A 15,961-nucleotide genomic window follows, 5' to 3' on the forward strand; every position below is an offset into this window, starting at 1 on the left:
AAATTTTAATTAGTTTTCTACTTGTGTTTGAATAGTCTCCTTCTTGAAAAAAACTAAGAAGATGATCATCACCACAAAGGCAATAACCGCAGGAACTATCCATAAATTATTCCAGAACAAGGCTAAATCAGTGTCCTTGATCGAAACATACATATCACTTACATAACCTGCTACCCAGAATCCAATCAATTGACCTACTCCATAAGTCGCTAAGGTAATCAATCCTTGTGCAGCACTCTTGTTATCCTTTCCTGCCTTCGAATCCGTATATATTTGTCCCGAAACAAAAAAGAAATCATAACAGATACCGTGCAAAGCAATCCCTAACAATAACATAAAGGTCAATTCTCCCGCATTACCATAAGCAAATAGTACATAACGTAATACCCATGCTAGCATCCCCAATAAAATGGTATTCTTAAAACCAAAACGAGTGAAGAATACTGGTAATAATAACAGACATAAAGCCTCTGAAATCTGTCCAATAGTCATCTTACCAGTCGCATTTGCCAAGCCTATTTCTGTTAAAAATGGATTCGCATATTGATAATAAAACGCTAAAGGAATACAAATTAATATCGAGCAAATAAAGAAAACCAAGAAATTACGGTCCTTCAATAATTTGATCGCATCTAATCCTAAAATCTTTGAAATACTTTCCTTCTCGCCTGAATTCCTATCCTTAATGGGAGGGGTTTTAGGTAGAAAAAAAGAAAATGCCGCCAAAACAACGGAAGCAATAGCAGACATCAAGAATGTATTCTTTAAGAAACCTTCTTGAAGCCCTTCAGGACTATCCCACTTAAATAAGTAACTGATGGATAAACCAGCTACGATCCAACCAATGGTTCCCCAAATTCGAATAAATGAAAATTCCTTCTCCGGATTTTTCATCTGTCTGAATGATACGGAATTGACCAATGACAGGGTTGGCATATACAAGATCATATAACCTAATACATACGGAAAGAATGATCCAATGGAATCACTCTGATAAAGTTGATACATCAAAAATGCACCAGCAATATGTAAAACACCGAGTATTCTTTCGGCATTAAAATATCGGTCTGCAATCATACCGATAATAAATGGAGCAATAATTGCTCCCCACGATTGTGTCGAGAAAACGTTTGAAATCTCTAAGCCTGAGGCTTTTAAGTTGTTTCCTAAAAATGTTCCGAGCGTAACGAACCAAGCTCCCCAAATAAAAAATTCGAGGAACATCATGAAAGAGAGTTTAAATTTAATTGATGAAGACATTCTTTAAGGTTTACTAAAATCTTGAATTTAAAGATAGAGATAATATGCTAATTACAAAATTTAATAACGAATTTGTTTCAATACTAAATCCCTTTAGCATTAGAAGGAATCCACTTCCCTATAGGCCTTAACCAAGGCTTCTTCCCCTTCTTTTCCAGATTTTGACATCCCGTGCTCCATCCCTACAACTCCCTTATAACCCTTCTCGTACAACCACTTAAATAAGTTCTTATAATTAATCTCTCCAGTTGTTGGCTCTCTCCTACCTGGATTATCTCCAACCTGGATATACGCAATCTCACTCCAACAATTTTCCATCATCTGGATTAGGTTACCCTCATTTTTCTGCATATGATAGACATCATATAAAATCTTGCATGATGGACTATTTACTGCCTTACAGATTTCATAGGTTTGATCCGAAAATCGTAAGAATAAATCCGGTGTATCACTCAATGGCTCTAACACCATTGTAATACCATGAGGTTCAAATATTTCCGCCCCTCTTCTTAAACCTTCAACAACATTACCTGTTTGTACTCCGATCGGTAGATTACGAACGTAATCTCCAGGAACTACAGTGACATGCTTTGCATTACAACGTTTTGCAATTTCTACAGATTCTTTACAGCCCTTAACGAATATGTCTATAAATTCTTGTTTTCCTGCAGCTAAGGAATTCGCTCCATTCCCTCCTTTTGGAACCACAAAAACGCCCATGGTCATCCCTAATTTTGCCAATAGCTCTCCAACTTTCTTTTGCTCATCTGCTGAACGACCTGGCATCCCATTATCTTCAATTCCGCGGAAACCTAGTTCATGCATGTATTTTATTTCATCCAAGAAATTCTTCCCAGCTGTAGCACTAAACATCCCTTGGTGTGGACCATAGTTTAACTTAAAAGGTTGATTGGCAGATTTTGAATCCATAGGGTTTGTTGATTGATCTTTAGCAGAAAGGCCATTTGAAAATAAAGACGCACCTACTAATAGGGAACTGTTTTTTAAAAAATCTGAACGTTTCATTTAGGTATAAGTTTTAATTTTTAAGTATTTTATCGGTTAGCAAATACTTCTGAAATCCAGAAGACTGAGCCTCTTTCACCTGCCCATCCTCCAAATACAGTAAATAAATATCAACTATATTTTTTGAATTCGCAAATGAAATTGCTTCATCTGGCTTCATCGCTATAAACACATTATCATATGCATCTGCCTCCATAGCGCTATTCGCTACAACCGTTACTGATATTGTCTGTGACTTAATCGGGCGACCCGTTTTAGGATCAATATGATGTGAAAACTTGTAATCTTTTACTTCACGAAACTTCTCATAACTACCTGAAGTAGTGACAGATTTGTTTCTTAACTCTAATATATGATCGGAACCTCCTGAAGCTTGCTCTGGTCGCTGAACCAAAACCTTGAAATTACTTTGATCTGGTTTTGACCCATGAGCTCGTATCTCCCCACCGACTTCTACAATGAAATTATCAATCTTTTGATCTATCAAATAATCATGTAAGACATCCACCGTATAGCCCTGCGCTATTCCATTTAAATCGACTTGAACTCCGCGAACTCTTTTTTTAAGTCGCTTTCCGGATAATTTCAATTTATCCATCCCAACAAATTTCAAAGTCTCCGCAACTTTACTTGAATCTGGTATATCAACTACCTTCTCGGGACCAAAACCCCATAAGCTTACCAACGGCATTACTGTGACGTCAAATAAACCTTTGGAATCTTTGTAGACGCGAAATGATTCCTTCATAACAGTCCACATATGATCATCCAACTTCATCTTCATCAATTCAGGATCATTGAACTTCAAAATATTGGACCCTTTTTTATAAAGGGACATCGATTGATCGATAACTGCAAAAATACTGTCTATGGAAGATTGAGAAATGGAAGCACGCTCTGAATAATAGGTAAGCGTATAGGTTGTTCCTTGTGCTCTTCCGTATAATTCGTGTTTCTGTAAAGCAGAAATTGGTTGCTGTCCGTATGCACAGCAACCAATTAATATAAGGATGATAAAATTACAGAATTTTATCACTATTAAATGTATTTCTCAACATCATGCCCTGGTACTGCAACTGGATAGAATCCATCTTCATTTGGCAATACCTTAGGTTTTGCATCCCATGCAAATTGATCTGGCATCAAGCTGATGTTCGATTGAATCGCCTCATCCCATTTGATTACCTTTCCAGTATAACATGCAATCCTTCCGATAATACCAGTCAAGGAACTGTAAGCACCGTACTCCGCATTATCAAATTTATATTCTCCTTTTGCAATCGCTTCAAATAATTCTTTATGCTCTTGCTGATATGGATTTGGATTCCCTTTTGGATCATGACGATAAATTTCTTTACCATCTGGACCATACAAAACAGCTTGATTACTAGCTGATAAATATACTCTACCTTTAGTAGCTTGGAAGGTCTCATCTACTCTGTTTGAGATCCCTTCGAAGTGACGACATTGGCTATATACTACCGATCCATCATCGTAAGTTAATTCCAAAGCAAAGTTATCATAGATCTCACCGTACTCTTTTCCGGTTCTATGTGCTCTACTTCCTGTTCCTTGAATCGACACTGGATATTTTTGTTTTACCCAGTTTGCAATATCAATATTATGGACGTGTTGCTCTACGATATGATCCCCACATAACCAGTTGAAATAATACCAGTTTCTCATTTGGTATTCCATCTCTGTTTGATTTGGTTTACGAGGTCTTACCCAAACACCACCGCTATTCCAATAAACCTGACCGGAAACAACATCTCCGATAGCTCCATCGTGAATACGTTTGATAGCTTCTCTATAATTTGTCTGATAACGTCTTTGCAGACCTACCACAACGTTTAATTTCTTTTGCTTTGCAATCTTCGCTACTTCTAGCACCTTACGTACTCCAGGGATATCCGCAGCAACTGCTTTTTCCATAAAGACGTGCTTCCCTTGATTGATTGCTTCTTCGAAATGAAGTGGTCTAAATCCTGGAGGAGTGGTCAATAAAACCACATCAGCATCCTTGATTGCCGCCTTATAAGCATCAAAACCTACATATTTGCGACTATCTGGAACATCAATCTTATCTCCAAATTTCTCTTTTAAGGTATTATAAGTTGAATCTAGATTATCTTTGAAGGCATCTGCCATCGCTACCAACTTGATGTTTTGACCTGATGCAAAGGCATCAAAGGTAGCTCCTGTACCACGACCACCACAGCCTATTAAGGCAATTTTTATAACATCAGATCCCGCTGCGAATACACTGCTTACTGAACTCCCGGTTAAGGCTGCAGCACCCACTAAGGCTGATGATGATTTAATAAAATCTCTACGTTTTAAACTTTCCATGAAGTTAGATTTAAATTGAGTATTATCGGTTTATGTTAATTAAAAATCCTTGATTGGCGCCTTATCATAATACGCCATAATTTCCTCGTGGCTCGGTTGTTTGACCGGACGAACTAAGCGCATCCCTACAAATGGCGCCTCTGGAAACCACCAATTTGATTTTGGAATCTGAGGGTCCAATTGTTTCCAGATTGGATCGGAGGCTCCTCTCGCTGCAGAACGCATATCCACGGCTGTACTCTCAAATGATCCCCCACGAACAACATGTGGATATAACTTCGTCGGTACATTAACCGGATTTTCCGTTACCTTACCCGCCAAAGTCTTGTAGAATTCAGCATCATATTGATCATAAGTCCACTCCGAAACATTCCCTAAGATATCATATAATCCCCAAGGGTTCGCTTTTTTACTCCCTACTTTCGCCGTTTTATTGGAGGAATTATCCTTGAAAACCGCGTAATCAGCTAATTGACCAGCATCATCTCCAAAGAAATACTCTGTATTGGATCCTGCTCTAGCTGCATATTCCCACTCGGCCTCCGTCGGTAAACGGTAGAAAACCCCAGTCCTCACATATAACCACTTACAAAACTGAATCGCATTATAATGTGTCATGGCTAAAGCTGGTTGACCATCCTTGCCATAACCAAAAGTCATATCCAAATATGGTTTTGTAGGTCGAGTTACGGCATCTACTTCAGCAGAAACTTTGCCATCGGTAGATTTGGTAATTTCGTAATCTTTATATAAAAATGGCTCAAAAAGATTCCAGGTAACTTCATAGGTTCCCATCCAAAACGGATCTAGCTTTACCTTATGAACTGGCTTCTCATCTGCATTGGAAGATTTTGAACTCCCCATTTCAAATTCACCGCCTGGAATGGCTTCCATTGTGAATTCTAAACTTGTCCCTTCAATTTTTTGTGTATAACGCTCATGCTTTTCTTGAGCATTAGACACTTGTATCCCTGCCAATAAGGCAAAGAATAAAACTCTCTTCATAAATAACTATAGTATATTAAAACCTAAAAACAATTAGTATTTTCTTGAATATATTGCAATAAAGATAAGCAATTCTGTAAATAATTTAATAACATTTAGGTTACATTAAAAATGTACTAAGTATAAAATACCAAAAATATGTGCTCAATAAGCCCAAGGGAATACTTAATCCGATGACACTATTCCCTACTTTGGAGTTCAACTTGAATTGGCTCAATATGATACTGGTAGCGACCAAACTTGGCATTGCCATCTCAAATATCGAAACCTGAACAATCTCCCCGCTTAAACCCATACTCCATGCTATCAGAAAAATAACGGCCGGTGCTAATAGTAATTTATAAATCAAAGCATAAGTAATATTGGGGATTTCACTTTTTACGATTCCGAAATTCAATTGAAGCCCTATAGAAAATAGCGCTAAGGGTGAAACTGTAGAGCCTAAAATCTTAAAAAAATCATCTAAACTACTCAAGTCAATAAACCTTGCCAAAGTAATAGCAAGTAAACAACCGATTAATGGTGGAAAGGTAAATACCCGTTTTAAAATAAATTTGATATCCACCGTATTCTTTTTCTTTAAACTCCCCTTCATCGCGACAACCACTCCAACCGTAGATAATAAGAAAAAGGTCATCTGATCACTTACAATTCCAATTGGAAGTGCCTCAACCCCAAAATAGGCCGTGATTAATGGAAATCCTACGAAGGATGTATTGCTCAGTCCAGCAATCAACATCAAAGTATGTGAGGTCCTCTTGGAAATATTCGTAAACCGCTCAATAATATAGAAAAGAATGATAGAACCTGTTAATACCAATATTGGCCCCAACATGGTAAATAGTAATCTATTATCCCAATTTAACTTGGGTAAATAATTAAAGGAGATAGCTGGCAATCCGAAATATAAAACCCACGCATTTAAGGCTTTATATCCATCTTTTGCAACCCAATTCAATTTCCTACTAATTACTCCAGCGGACAGACAAAAAATAATAAGGATAAAGTTTGACACGGCATTTATTTTTTTCAGCAGTCAGAATTGAAACAAAAATGACACTGAACACGTTTTAAGCCCTAAAGTTATTACTATTTTTGTCGATTAAGTAAAATCCATAATTATTATTCTGTGAGCAAGAGCACTATTCTATTTTTATTTATTCTGTCCCCTTTTCTAGCTGTTAGTCAGATATCTCAAATTACAAAGGAAATTAAAAAAAGCCCACTAATCTTTGAACTTGAAACTGAAAACGGTGGTATTCTTGCTCAAAAAGGTTTAAAATCAAGCACCTATGAAGGCGCTTATTACAATGGATTAAACTTTAAAATCGGTTGGAAACAACGTGCTAAAAAAGATCAATATTATCAAATATACAATTATCCTATTTACGGTATCGGCCTATATTCCAGCACTTTCAATACCGATATCTTAGGTAGTCCTTTCGCTATCTATGGATTTGTACAAACACCAATTGCTCCAAAGGAGGATAGTCGTTGGAGTTATGATTATCGGATTGGACTTGGTCTGTCTGGTAACTTTAAGCCCTACAATGAAAATGAAAACCCATTGAACCTGGTGATTGGCTCTAAAAACAATGTGTTTATTGATTTGGGAATAAGGACCCAATACAAGATTAACCCACATTGGAAAGCTGGTGTAGGACTTGCATTCCATCACTTTTCTAATGGAGCCCTTAGACTCCCTAACAAAGGAGTAAACCTCGTACCTGTCACCGTCTCAGTCAATTATCAAATCAATCCTGAAATAAAAATCAACAAAGATTCCGTACTAAAGCCTTATTCTAAGAAAATCCTTTACCACCTTAATTATGGCGTTGGCTTCAAGCAGCTGAAAGATGATTCGGATGAAAGATTCTTTAAATCTACCCTAAGCGCCTATGCCAGCAAACATGTGTCCTATAAATGGAGATTAGGAGCTGGATTTGACTTATTCTATTCTTCCTCCGGCAATGATGCTGAAATCGCTGGCGACAAATCTGGAGAACTGGGATCCAAACTTTCTGGAGGCCCGGCATTCTATATTGCACATATCCTCAATGAAAGACTCGTCCTGAACGGAAATGTTGGATATTATCTCCATAATCAACGCTTCAATGGTGAAATCAGAAGAGTATTCCTTAGGGCCGGAGCAAGATATTACGTCTATAAAAATATCAACGCAGGAGTATCCATCAAAGCCCACATGGGGAAAGCTGATTTTATCGAATGGACAGTAGGCTATACTTTCAACAGAGATCAATCGAATTAAAGCTGCCTTTTTCGTACCTTTATTGAAGCAATAGGAAACCAAATCCATTTGTAAAAATGAATTTTGCAGATAGAGTAATTGACTTCAATCGAAATCTTCAATACACTGGCAAATTACCAGACGGTTATTTTGTATTGAACCCCTTCATGGATAATCCCGAAACAATGAAGGTCATGCGGCAATTCTATGAACAGTTCTATTCCGACAACGATACTCGAAAATTCTTGATCGGAATAAATCCAAGTAGACATGGTGCTGGTGTCACTGGTGTGCCTTTTACGGATACCAAAAGACTCGATTCTGTATGTGGAATCAAAATGACCTCTGCCAGAACTCATGAAATCTCCTCCGTTTTTATCTATGACATGATTCAGGAATTTGGTGGTGCAGAAGCATTCTACAAAAACTTTTATATCAACTCCCCTTTTCCCCTGGCCATAATTCGTGAAGTAAAACCTGGTCAATTTTTGAATGCGAATTATTACGACGACCCAAAATTATTCCTTGCTGTCAAAGACTTTATGATCGATTCCCTAAAAAACCATATTTCCATGGGTCTTGACCAAGATGAAGCATTTATTTTAGGGAAGAAGAATGCGCTATTTATCCAAAAACTAAATACAGAAGCTCAATTGTTCAAAAAATTGACAGTTCTGGAACACCCTCGCTTTATACAACAATATAAATCCAAGGAGAAAGATCAATACATAAACAAGTATTTATTGGCATTTAACCAAGATGGAACAAAATAGAATTATTTACAGCATAGGTCATTCGACTCATCCCATTCAGGAATTCCTTGACATGCTAAATTCCTTTGACATCAAACTTCTTGTCGACATCAGAAGACATCCCGGATCTAGAAAATACCCACAATTTAATCAAGATGAACTCCGGTCTTATTTAGAAAACAACGGAATTGCTTACCAATACCTGGAAGCATTGGGCGGACGAAGACCGACACATAAGAATAGCCATAACAGCGCATGGAAAAATGAATCCTTTAGGGGTTATGCCGATTATATGGAAACAGATGGCTTTGCTCAAGGAATCCATGAACTGGAGAATCTGGCAACAGGAAAAAATACCGCTTTTATGTGTTCAGAAGCTGTTTGGTGGCGATGTCATCGATCCCTGGTCTCCGATTATCTAAAATTTAAAGGTTGGAAGGTATGGCATATTATGGGCATTGGAAAAGCTCAGGAACATCCCTATACTTCTGTTGCAAAAATCACGGATTCAGGTTTGACCTATTCAGAAAATTAATAAATCATGAAAACAAAATTTAAGATTGGCGATCTTGTTAGCTGGAATTCCGAAGCAGGTCGCGTTTCAGGAACTATTATCAAAATCCATATCGCTGATTTTGATTACAAAGGCTACACGCATCGCGCTAGCCCCAATGACCCCCAGTATGAAATAAAAAGTAGTAAAACCGATCATATTGCCGCGCATAAAGAAAAAGCACTCACTTTGATTAAATAGTCAAAAAAAATGTAACATTCTGCTTTACAATTCCCTGAGAAAATCCAAAACACTTAAATTTGCCGCAATCGCTAATTAATAATCACATTAGAATCAATTTCAATTTTCTGATTATTAAGTTTCATTCCCTTATCCAAAATGAATAGAAAGAAAGTTATTCATCACAATTATTTTAAACTCTTCGCCATCTCCATGATCGTTGGTCTATTGAGTTCCTTGCTAGCTATTTCTTTACGCTTTATCACAGAGAAAACTGAACATCATATGCTTTCTTTTGTCTCTGAAACTAATCCTTACCTCTTTATCATCTTACCCTCGATCGGTATTACCATGATTTACTTTTTGAGAAAGTATGTCTTCCATGGTAAAAAAAATAAAGGAATGACCGAAATCTATAAAACCTTAGATCTCCGAAAAGACCATTTACCATTATTTAAAATTCCATCCCACTTTATCAATGGTTTTTTAACCGTTATTTTTGGCGGATCAACCGGCATCGAAGTATCTACTGTGGTATCAACCGCAACCATTGGAAACGAAGTCTACAAGAAAAACTTCTCCGCCAAACTTTATAAAAGGGAGTTGATTTGTGCCGCTTCCGCTGCCGGAGTTGCCATTCTTTTTTCTAGCCCCTTAGCAGGATTACTTTTTGGAATCGAAGCTATTAGTCGGAAATTTAAACCTACCATATTGATTAGCTGTTTGGCATCAACCTTAATCGCAGCATTATTTATTTACGGATTAGGAAATGAGAGAGTTATCCCAACCCACATCATCGATTGGAAATGGCAATCCACACCTTTCTTTTTTGTCCTCAGCTTACTTGCAGGTCTATTCGCCGTTGGTTTTACGCTGATGATGATCCGAATTAAAACCTTCTTTGGAAATATTAATAACAATTTTATTCGAGTAAACTTAGGTGCCATTACCGTTGGATTAATAATCTTTTTTTTCCCAGTCTTATTTGGCGATAGTTATCATGGTCTAAATGAGGTTCTGCACGCAGAATCCAATTCCATCGGCTATCTGTTCCTTTTGGTTCTCCTAAAACCATTGGCCTCTTCATTAACCTTAGGTGCTGGTGGAGATGGTGGTGTATTTGCGCCAAGTATCATTGTAGGTGCTTTCTTAGGGTTGTTAATGGCTATATTCTGTCAGACTGTATTACATATGGAGGTAAGTCCCATTAACTTCGCTCTGATTGGTGCCGGCTCTATGCTTTCTGCTGCTATCTATGCCCCTTTTACTTCTATTTTTCTGATTTGTAATATCGTCCCTAATGGATACAGCTTGATTATCCCTTTAATTGTATGTTGCCTGGTATCAAAATACTTCGCCAATAAATTATTGCCTTATAATGTGTATACCTATGATATGTATAAGGAAAAAATGAGAAATTCAATCGCATAGGGATTCGTAATATTTTCATTGACAAATTGGTTAGGTATAGGGAGTTTCTTAAATTGCTTCAATAAATCAAACACCTAAACAATTTATTATACCCATGAAAAGGTCTCTTCTCGTTTTATTTGCTCTTTGCATTTATTTTTGCAAACCGGTACTGGCGCAAGAAAAAATAACTATCAGTCATTTACCCTTTATTCAAGCCTTAACAGATTCAACGGTTTCCATTATATGGACCAGCAATAAGAATGCTATAGGCTGGGTTGAACTCGCCCCTGACGACCAAACCCATTTCTACCAATCAGAAAGACCCAAAATATTCTCCGGAAAATATGGCTTCAAGAATGTAGGAACGGTACACCAGGTTGACCTTTCTGGTCTAAAGCCCGGAACAAAATATCGCTACAGGGTATATAATCAAGAAGTCCTGAAACATGAAGGTACAAAGGTGCAATACGGTGAATATGCTGCAACAAATGTATATAAACAACAACCCTTAACATTTTCTACTCCAGGACCTAAATCATCTGTTTCATTCGCTGTCATCAATGATATTCATGGAAAAAATGATGTCATGACCAACCTGATCAAGCAGGTCGATCTAAAAAACACGGATTTCATTGTTTTCAATGGGGATATGGTAGACAACCTATTGAGTGAAGAACAGATGTACCAAGGTTTTATGGATACGGCAATACAACTATTTGCTAGTGAAAAACCAATGTATTATTCAAGAGGGAACCATGAAACTAGAGGTCCTTTCGCTGTACAATACCCAAAATATTTCCCTACCAGTTCAGGTGAGCTATATTATATGTTCAATCAAGGAGATGCTTGTTTTATTGTCTTGGATTGTGGAGAAGATAAACCGGATTCAGACATTGAATATAGTGGAATTGTAGATATGGACGCATACCGTACCTTGCAGGCCAAATGGCTGGAAAAAGCTGTCCAAAATCCAGCTTACAAAAACGCAAAGTACAAAATCATTATCTGCCATATCCCGCCCGTATTAGGCTGGCATGGAATGGAAGATATTCGTAATAAATTTGTTCCTATATTAAATAAAGCAGGAGCTCAAATCATGCTGAGTGGTCATATGCATCGACATGAAATCCTAAAGGCTGATCAAACCGTAAATTTCCCGGTCATCATTAACTCTAACGTCAATATCATCAAAGCAAACCTTGACGAAAAACAAGGCTCCTTTAAGATCTATTCCCAAGACGGAAAACTGGTTGACGAAGTAACCATCAAATAGAACATGTCTTCAGACATGTTCTATTTGATGCAAATGATAAAAGTATTAAAACGGTCAACTCTATTTAGGGATGAACAGCCTTACTATCTCACATCTCATATCTCAAATCTCATATCCAAAAGAAATGGGGCCTCTTTCAGCCCCATTTCTTTATTTAAACAACTTAAATATCTTACTTCCAAAATTCTTATCCACGGTAATATAAGATGGATAATAGATATTTTGACCGGCTATTCGAATGGAAGGTTTGATTTTCAAGACCATAAAACCTTCAGACTTTTTGTTCAATAATTCATCAAAGAATTTATCAAATCCATTCTCTTTAGCTTTGTTAAAAATATTTGCCTTGAAAGTCATCGGTACAATCGTACTTTCACCTTGTTTCAAGTTGACATTTTGATCCACTGTTCCTTCAAAAAGAGGTGAATTCTGAATTTCAATCACATATTTAAATGAGTTGAAAGCTGCCTTTTGCATTTCAGGATTCGTGATTTTAAGATTTACTTTTCCTTCCAAAGGCAACTCCTTACTAAAGAGTGCTACGGCAAGACCAGCCATAGAAGATAAGCTATAGCTACCATCCGATCCTTTGAAGGATTCCAAAGACTTTCCATTAAACTTGACCTGATCAACCGACTCAACATCATATTCACAATCTGCCAAAGCCTTGATTTGAGCTTTTTTATTAACCTGACATCCTGATAACATCAGGATTGCCAATATTGATACTATTCCTATTATCTTTTTCATATCCTGTTTTACTTTCTTCCAAAATTATAAATCAAACCTAAGGTAAATACAGCATTACCAGGTTTCAAATACTCATTATTCATTAAACCAATGTTCCAGCCATTCGTATATTGAATCTGAAAACCTTTATTCAATTCCAGTCTTGTAAAGAAAATTGGTTCTACATAAACGTTCTCTTCCAATCGACTTGGAACCCCATTTAAATCAAACCTATCCATCTTGATTCGACTTAACCGGATGGCCGTTCCGTAGTTTAGAGTCCTTTTCTTACCAAAAAGATTAATCTTGTTTTTTCGGGTTGATGAAAAATTTGCTTGAACAAAGATTTTATTAAAATCCACATCCCGGGTTTCCACGGCATTAGTCCCTGTTGTACTTGCTCTTTTATCGACATCCATCGTCGCTCCTACTCCATATCCGCCATAAAATTCCAAGACACTCCGCTTTCCTTTGCCAACCACTGTATAGTAACCTAAGCCACCTTCATACAAGTATTGTTTGAAATCATGATTATCAGATTTATAATTGATGTAGGAACCATTCCCAATAATTGCCAAGTGATCCGTAAAGGCAACACCTAGATTTGCACTAGCATTTCCTTTCGGGTTGACATGTGCCGCCAAATATCCTTCACCTTTGCCTGTAAACATAGGGGTCGCTGGAACATTAGGCAAATAAACTGAACTACAACTGCTAAAGCTGGTAACCCCTGCTAGCAGACCTAAATATAAAAAGGACCTTATTTTAATCATAAAATGTATTAACCCTGCATCTCCTCAAATTATTATGCCAAAGATTCATAATCTAAAAAAACTTTCATGTTTTCGTTGATAATCAACGGACATGAAAGTTTTTATTGGTCTCGATTAGAGATATTGTTAAAAATGTATCAATTAATCCTCAGGATTAAATAACCCCGTGGATCTCAAGTTGCTCTTGCATTTCTTTTTGAAGTTTCACAGCCTCTTCACGTGCTTTCTCCGCAAAATCCTTCCCTTTGGAAGCATAAATAATACCACGGGTGCTGTTTACCAAGAGTCCACAATCCTTATTCATCCCATATTGACAAACATCAGCTAAGGAACCGCCTTGTGCACCAACACCGGGAACCAATAAGAAGTGATTCGGAGCATGCTTCCTAATCGTTGTAAAAGCCTCTCCACGCGTAGCTCCAACCACATACATGATATTCTCCGAACTCCCCCAAGTATTCAGCTTATCAATGACTTCCTCAAATAATTGCTTACCTTCTTTATTCTGAAAGTTTTGAAAATCCAAACTTCCATGATTAGAAGTTAAGGCCAGAACAATGGCCCATTTCCCTTCAAATTCTAAAAATGGAGTCACTGAATCCTCACCCATATAAGGTGCAATCGTAATGGAATCGAAATTCAATCCCGAAGAAGCAGGATTAAAAAACGCCTGTGCATACATCTTGGAAGTATTGCCGATATCACCACGCTTAGCATCAGCTATACTAAAACAATCCTTTGGAAGGACTTCACAGGTTTTCCGCAAGGATTCCCATCCTTTAACACCATAACTTTCATAGAAAGCAATATTCGGTTTATAGGCAACACATAAATCCGAAGTTGCCTCGATTATTGCCTTATTAAATGAAAATATCGGATCTTCATCATCTAATAGATGTTCCGGAATTTTACTAATATCAGTGTCCAAGCCCACACATAAAAAGCTTTTCTTACTTTTTATGTTATCAATTAGCTCTTGTTTTGTCATTTTTATTGATTAATTAATGAGATCATGAAATCCTCAAATTCTTTTGTTGAATAGTCGGCCATTCCTTTATGGTCGAAGGCTAAGGCTCCTTGTTTATTTAAAACAACTGTTGAAGGAATAGAGTTACTTAACCAGGTCGTAGGAATATCACTCTCCGGATAATAGATAGGCATATTCAATTTCTCCTTCTCCATGAAAGCTTTCGCTCCATCCTTATTATGCTCTATTTCAACAAGCATAAATACCACGTTTTCATTATCTTTATACTTATCATATAACTTTTGAATGGAAGGCATTTCTGCACGACATGGACCACACCAAGTTGCCCAAAAGTTGATAAAAACAACTTTCCCTTTTAAATCGTGCGTTTGAATGGTTTTTCCAGCATCGTCTGATAATGTAACGGTTTCAGTCATCACCAACGGAGTTGCCGATGGATTTGCTGCTGTTTGTTTGGGAACATCTGGATTAAACAAACCAATTTTCATCAACCCACGTTGAATTGCTGTTCTAGTCGTTGGGGTCAATACCAAAATGGCTAATACAATAATTAGTACCCAGGATAATATATTCTTTGTTTTGTTCTTCTTTTCTGCCATGATTATGAATCAAATTTCTCTAGTTGTTTTAACAAAGTAGCAAAATCTTTCGGATAATCCGCTTCAAAGGCATACTCTTTCCCATTCAAGGTAAATTTAACTGCTTTTGAATGCAGTGCAAAACGCTTCATAATGGGTAGTTCTTCTTGGTCTTTTGAAAGGGTAAAGCCTCTTTTCTTAATTTGAGAAAGGTACACGGGCTTGCCACGGTACATGGCATCCCCCACAATGGCAGCGTGCTGTGTCGCTAAGTGAATCCGGATCTGATGCATCCTACCTGTGATTGGTTTGCATTCTACTAAAGTATATTGCTTAAAATACTTGATACTATTGAATATCGTCTCCGCTGGTTTCCCATTATAGCGGTCAATAGTAACATTTTTATTCCCTTGATTCAAAATAGGTAAATCAACAACCAGGTTTTCAAAAATATGCGTACCACCGATAATAGCGTGGTAAGTCTTGTCTACCCGACGTTTTTCAAATTCTATAGACATTAACCTATAGGTTTCAGGGTTCTTAGCGATTAATAATACGCCAGAAGTATCCTTATCCAAACGATGGCATACCTGTGCATCAGGAAAGTAATTTTTCGCTAAGCGCAGGATATTAACCTCATCCCCACCACGTGCATCCAAGGATGCCACAAAGGGCGGTTTATTGATGACAATCAGGTTATCATCCTCATGTATGATCAGTTCGTTGAATTTCGGAAATTTAAATAGATTTTTCTCTTGTTGAGCCATAGCGCAAAAATAAGAATTATTGCTAATTTTCTATAATTCAGCGTAGTTTAACCAATAGGTTAAC

The 15,961-nt window shown here is 37.2% G+C and carries 17 protein-coding genes; 6 read left to right on the forward strand and 11 right to left on the reverse strand.

Going from position 1 to position 15,961, the window contains the following annotated elements; genetic code table 11:
• Positions 1 to 9: 9 nt before the first annotated feature.
• The 6 genes from ACF3OC_RS13600 to ACF3OC_RS13625 all read right to left on the reverse strand — a co-directional run bounded on the left by ACF3OC_RS13600 (position 10) and on the right by ACF3OC_RS13625 (position 6,658).
• Positions 10 to 1,260 (reverse strand): nucleoside permease, encoded by a 1,251-nt coding sequence (locus ACF3OC_RS13600; protein ID WP_182499504.1) that lies wholly within the window; start codon positions 1,258 to 1,260, stop codon positions 10 to 12.
• Positions 1,261 to 1,359: 99 nt separating this feature from the next.
• A complete protein-coding gene (locus ACF3OC_RS13605) occupies positions 1,360 to 2,286 on the reverse strand; it encodes a hydroxypyruvate isomerase family protein (protein ID WP_094280017.1) in 927 nt (308 codons plus the stop codon).
• 13 nt (positions 2,287 to 2,299) lie between these two features.
• Positions 2,300 to 3,322: an FAD:protein FMN transferase gene (locus tag ACF3OC_RS13610; protein WP_392469455.1), complete on the reverse strand. Its 1,023-nt coding sequence runs from the start codon at positions 3,320 to 3,322 to the stop codon at positions 2,300 to 2,302.
• Positions 3,323 to 3,324: 2 nt separating this feature from the next.
• Entirely contained in the window at positions 3,325 to 4,638 is a 1,314-nt protein-coding gene (locus tag ACF3OC_RS13615; RefSeq protein ID WP_094255954.1) for a Gfo/Idh/MocA family protein, read from the reverse strand.
• A 39-nt stretch (positions 4,639 to 4,677) separates the two neighbouring features.
• Entirely contained in the window at positions 4,678 to 5,643 is a 966-nt protein-coding gene (locus ACF3OC_RS13620; RefSeq protein ID WP_094255955.1) for an SUMF1/EgtB/PvdO family nonheme iron enzyme, read from the reverse strand.
• Between the two features lie 100 nt (positions 5,644 to 5,743).
• Entirely contained in the window at positions 5,744 to 6,658 is a 915-nt protein-coding gene (locus ACF3OC_RS13625; RefSeq protein WP_392469457.1) for an AEC family transporter, read from the reverse strand.
• 114 nt (positions 6,659 to 6,772) lie between these two features.
• Here ACF3OC_RS13625 and ACF3OC_RS13630 point away from each other — a divergent pair, with 114 nt between their 5' ends.
• From ACF3OC_RS13630 to ACF3OC_RS13655, 6 genes are all read left to right on the forward strand, one after another.
• Complete coding sequence (locus ACF3OC_RS13630; protein WP_277711388.1) at positions 6,773 to 7,912, forward strand: acyloxyacyl hydrolase; 1,140 nt, start codon at positions 6,773 to 6,775, stop codon at positions 7,910 to 7,912.
• 56 nt (positions 7,913 to 7,968) lie between these two features.
• A complete protein-coding gene (locus ACF3OC_RS13635; protein WP_392469460.1) occupies positions 7,969 to 8,664 on the forward strand; it encodes an SMUG2 DNA glycosylase family protein in 696 nt (231 codons plus the stop codon).
• Positions 8,651 to 9,178 carry a DUF488 family protein gene (locus ACF3OC_RS13640; RefSeq protein WP_182499508.1) on the forward strand — a complete coding sequence of 176 codons (528 nt, stop codon included), beginning with the start codon at positions 8,651 to 8,653 and terminating at the stop codon, positions 9,176 to 9,178. Before ACF3OC_RS13635 ends, ACF3OC_RS13640 begins: the two co-directional genes overlap by 14 nt.
• A 6-nt stretch (positions 9,179 to 9,184) precedes the next feature.
• Positions 9,185 to 9,397, forward strand: a complete 213-nt coding sequence (locus ACF3OC_RS13645; protein WP_182499509.1) for a DUF2945 domain-containing protein — start codon at positions 9,185 to 9,187, stop codon at positions 9,395 to 9,397.
• Between the two features lie 138 nt (positions 9,398 to 9,535).
• Positions 9,536 to 10,807, forward strand: coding sequence for a chloride channel protein (locus ACF3OC_RS13650; protein WP_392469462.1), 1,272 nt, complete (start codon positions 9,536 to 9,538; stop codon positions 10,805 to 10,807).
• A gap of 94 nt (positions 10,808 to 10,901) precedes the next feature.
• Positions 10,902 to 12,062 carry a metallophosphoesterase gene (locus tag ACF3OC_RS13655; RefSeq protein WP_392469463.1) on the forward strand — a complete coding sequence of 387 codons (1,161 nt, stop codon included), beginning with the start codon at positions 10,902 to 10,904 and terminating at the stop codon, positions 12,060 to 12,062.
• 150 nt (positions 12,063 to 12,212) lie between these two features.
• On the opposite strand, the gene ACF3OC_RS13660 is transcribed toward ACF3OC_RS13655, so the two are convergent.
• The 5 genes from ACF3OC_RS13660 to ACF3OC_RS13680 all read right to left on the reverse strand — a co-directional run bounded on the left by ACF3OC_RS13660 (position 12,213) and on the right by ACF3OC_RS13680 (position 15,897).
• A complete protein-coding gene (locus ACF3OC_RS13660; protein WP_144043667.1) occupies positions 12,213 to 12,812 on the reverse strand; it encodes a hypothetical protein in 600 nt (199 codons plus the stop codon).
• An 8-nt stretch (positions 12,813 to 12,820) separates the two neighbouring features.
• A complete protein-coding gene (locus ACF3OC_RS13665) occupies positions 12,821 to 13,564 on the reverse strand; it encodes a hypothetical protein (protein ID WP_392469465.1) in 744 nt (247 codons plus the stop codon).
• Between the two features lie 154 nt (positions 13,565 to 13,718).
• Complete coding sequence (pyrF, locus tag ACF3OC_RS13670) at positions 13,719 to 14,552, reverse strand: orotidine-5'-phosphate decarboxylase (protein ID WP_392469467.1); 834 nt, start codon at positions 14,550 to 14,552, stop codon at positions 13,719 to 13,721.
• Between the two features lie 2 nt (positions 14,553 to 14,554).
• Positions 14,555 to 15,151: a TlpA disulfide reductase family protein gene (locus tag ACF3OC_RS13675; RefSeq protein WP_094255965.1), complete on the reverse strand. Its 597-nt coding sequence runs from the start codon at positions 15,149 to 15,151 to the stop codon at positions 14,555 to 14,557.
• Positions 15,152 to 15,153: 2 nt separating this feature from the next.
• Positions 15,154 to 15,897 (reverse strand): RluA family pseudouridine synthase, encoded by a 744-nt coding sequence (locus ACF3OC_RS13680; protein WP_392469469.1) that lies wholly within the window; start codon positions 15,895 to 15,897, stop codon positions 15,154 to 15,156.
• Positions 15,898 to 15,961 lie beyond the last annotated feature (64 nt).

Source organism: Sphingobacterium cellulitidis (assembly GCF_043187465.1).
Classification (GTDB): domain Bacteria; phylum Bacteroidota; class Bacteroidia; order Sphingobacteriales; family Sphingobacteriaceae; genus Sphingobacterium; species Sphingobacterium cellulitidis.

Coding starts and splice junctions, on each gene's coding strand:
- ACF3OC_RS13600 (WP_182499504.1), bottom strand. CDS start 1,260: ATGTCTTCATCAATTAAATTTAAACTCTCTTTCATGATGTTCCTCGAA.
- ACF3OC_RS13605 (WP_094280017.1), bottom strand. CDS start 2,286: ATGAAACGTTCAGATTTTTTAAAAAACAGTTCCCTATTAGTAGGTGCG.
- ACF3OC_RS13615 (WP_094255954.1), bottom strand. CDS start 4,638: ATGGAAAGTTTAAAACGTAGAGATTTTATTAAATCATCATCAGCCTTA.
- ACF3OC_RS13620 (WP_094255955.1), bottom strand. CDS start 5,643: ATGAAGAGAGTTTTATTCTTTGCCTTATTGGCAGGGATACAAGTGTCT.
- ACF3OC_RS13635 (WP_392469460.1), top strand. CDS start 7,969: ATGAATTTTGCAGATAGAGTAATTGACTTCAATCGAAATCTTCAATAC.
- ACF3OC_RS13640 (WP_182499508.1), top strand. CDS start 8,651: ATGGAACAAAATAGAATTATTTACAGCATAGGTCATTCGACTCATCCC.
- ACF3OC_RS13645 (WP_182499509.1), top strand. CDS start 9,185: ATGAAAACAAAATTTAAGATTGGCGATCTTGTTAGCTGGAATTCCGAA.
- ACF3OC_RS13650 (WP_392469462.1), top strand. CDS start 9,536: ATGAATAGAAAGAAAGTTATTCATCACAATTATTTTAAACTCTTCGCC.
- ACF3OC_RS13655 (WP_392469463.1), top strand. CDS start 10,902: ATGAAAAGGTCTCTTCTCGTTTTATTTGCTCTTTGCATTTATTTTTGC.
- ACF3OC_RS13660 (WP_144043667.1), bottom strand. CDS start 12,812: ATGAAAAAGATAATAGGAATAGTATCAATATTGGCAATCCTGATGTTA.
- ACF3OC_RS13665 (WP_392469465.1), bottom strand. CDS start 13,564: ATGATTAAAATAAGGTCCTTTTTATATTTAGGTCTGCTAGCAGGGGTT.
- pyrF (WP_392469467.1), bottom strand. CDS start 14,552: ATGACAAAACAAGAGCTAATTGATAACATAAAAAGTAAGAAAAGCTTT.
- ACF3OC_RS13675 (WP_094255965.1), bottom strand. CDS start 15,151: ATGGCAGAAAAGAAGAACAAAACAAAGAATATATTATCCTGGGTACTA.
- ACF3OC_RS13680 (WP_392469469.1), bottom strand. CDS start 15,897: ATGGCTCAACAAGAGAAAAATCTATTTAAATTTCCGAAATTCAACGAA.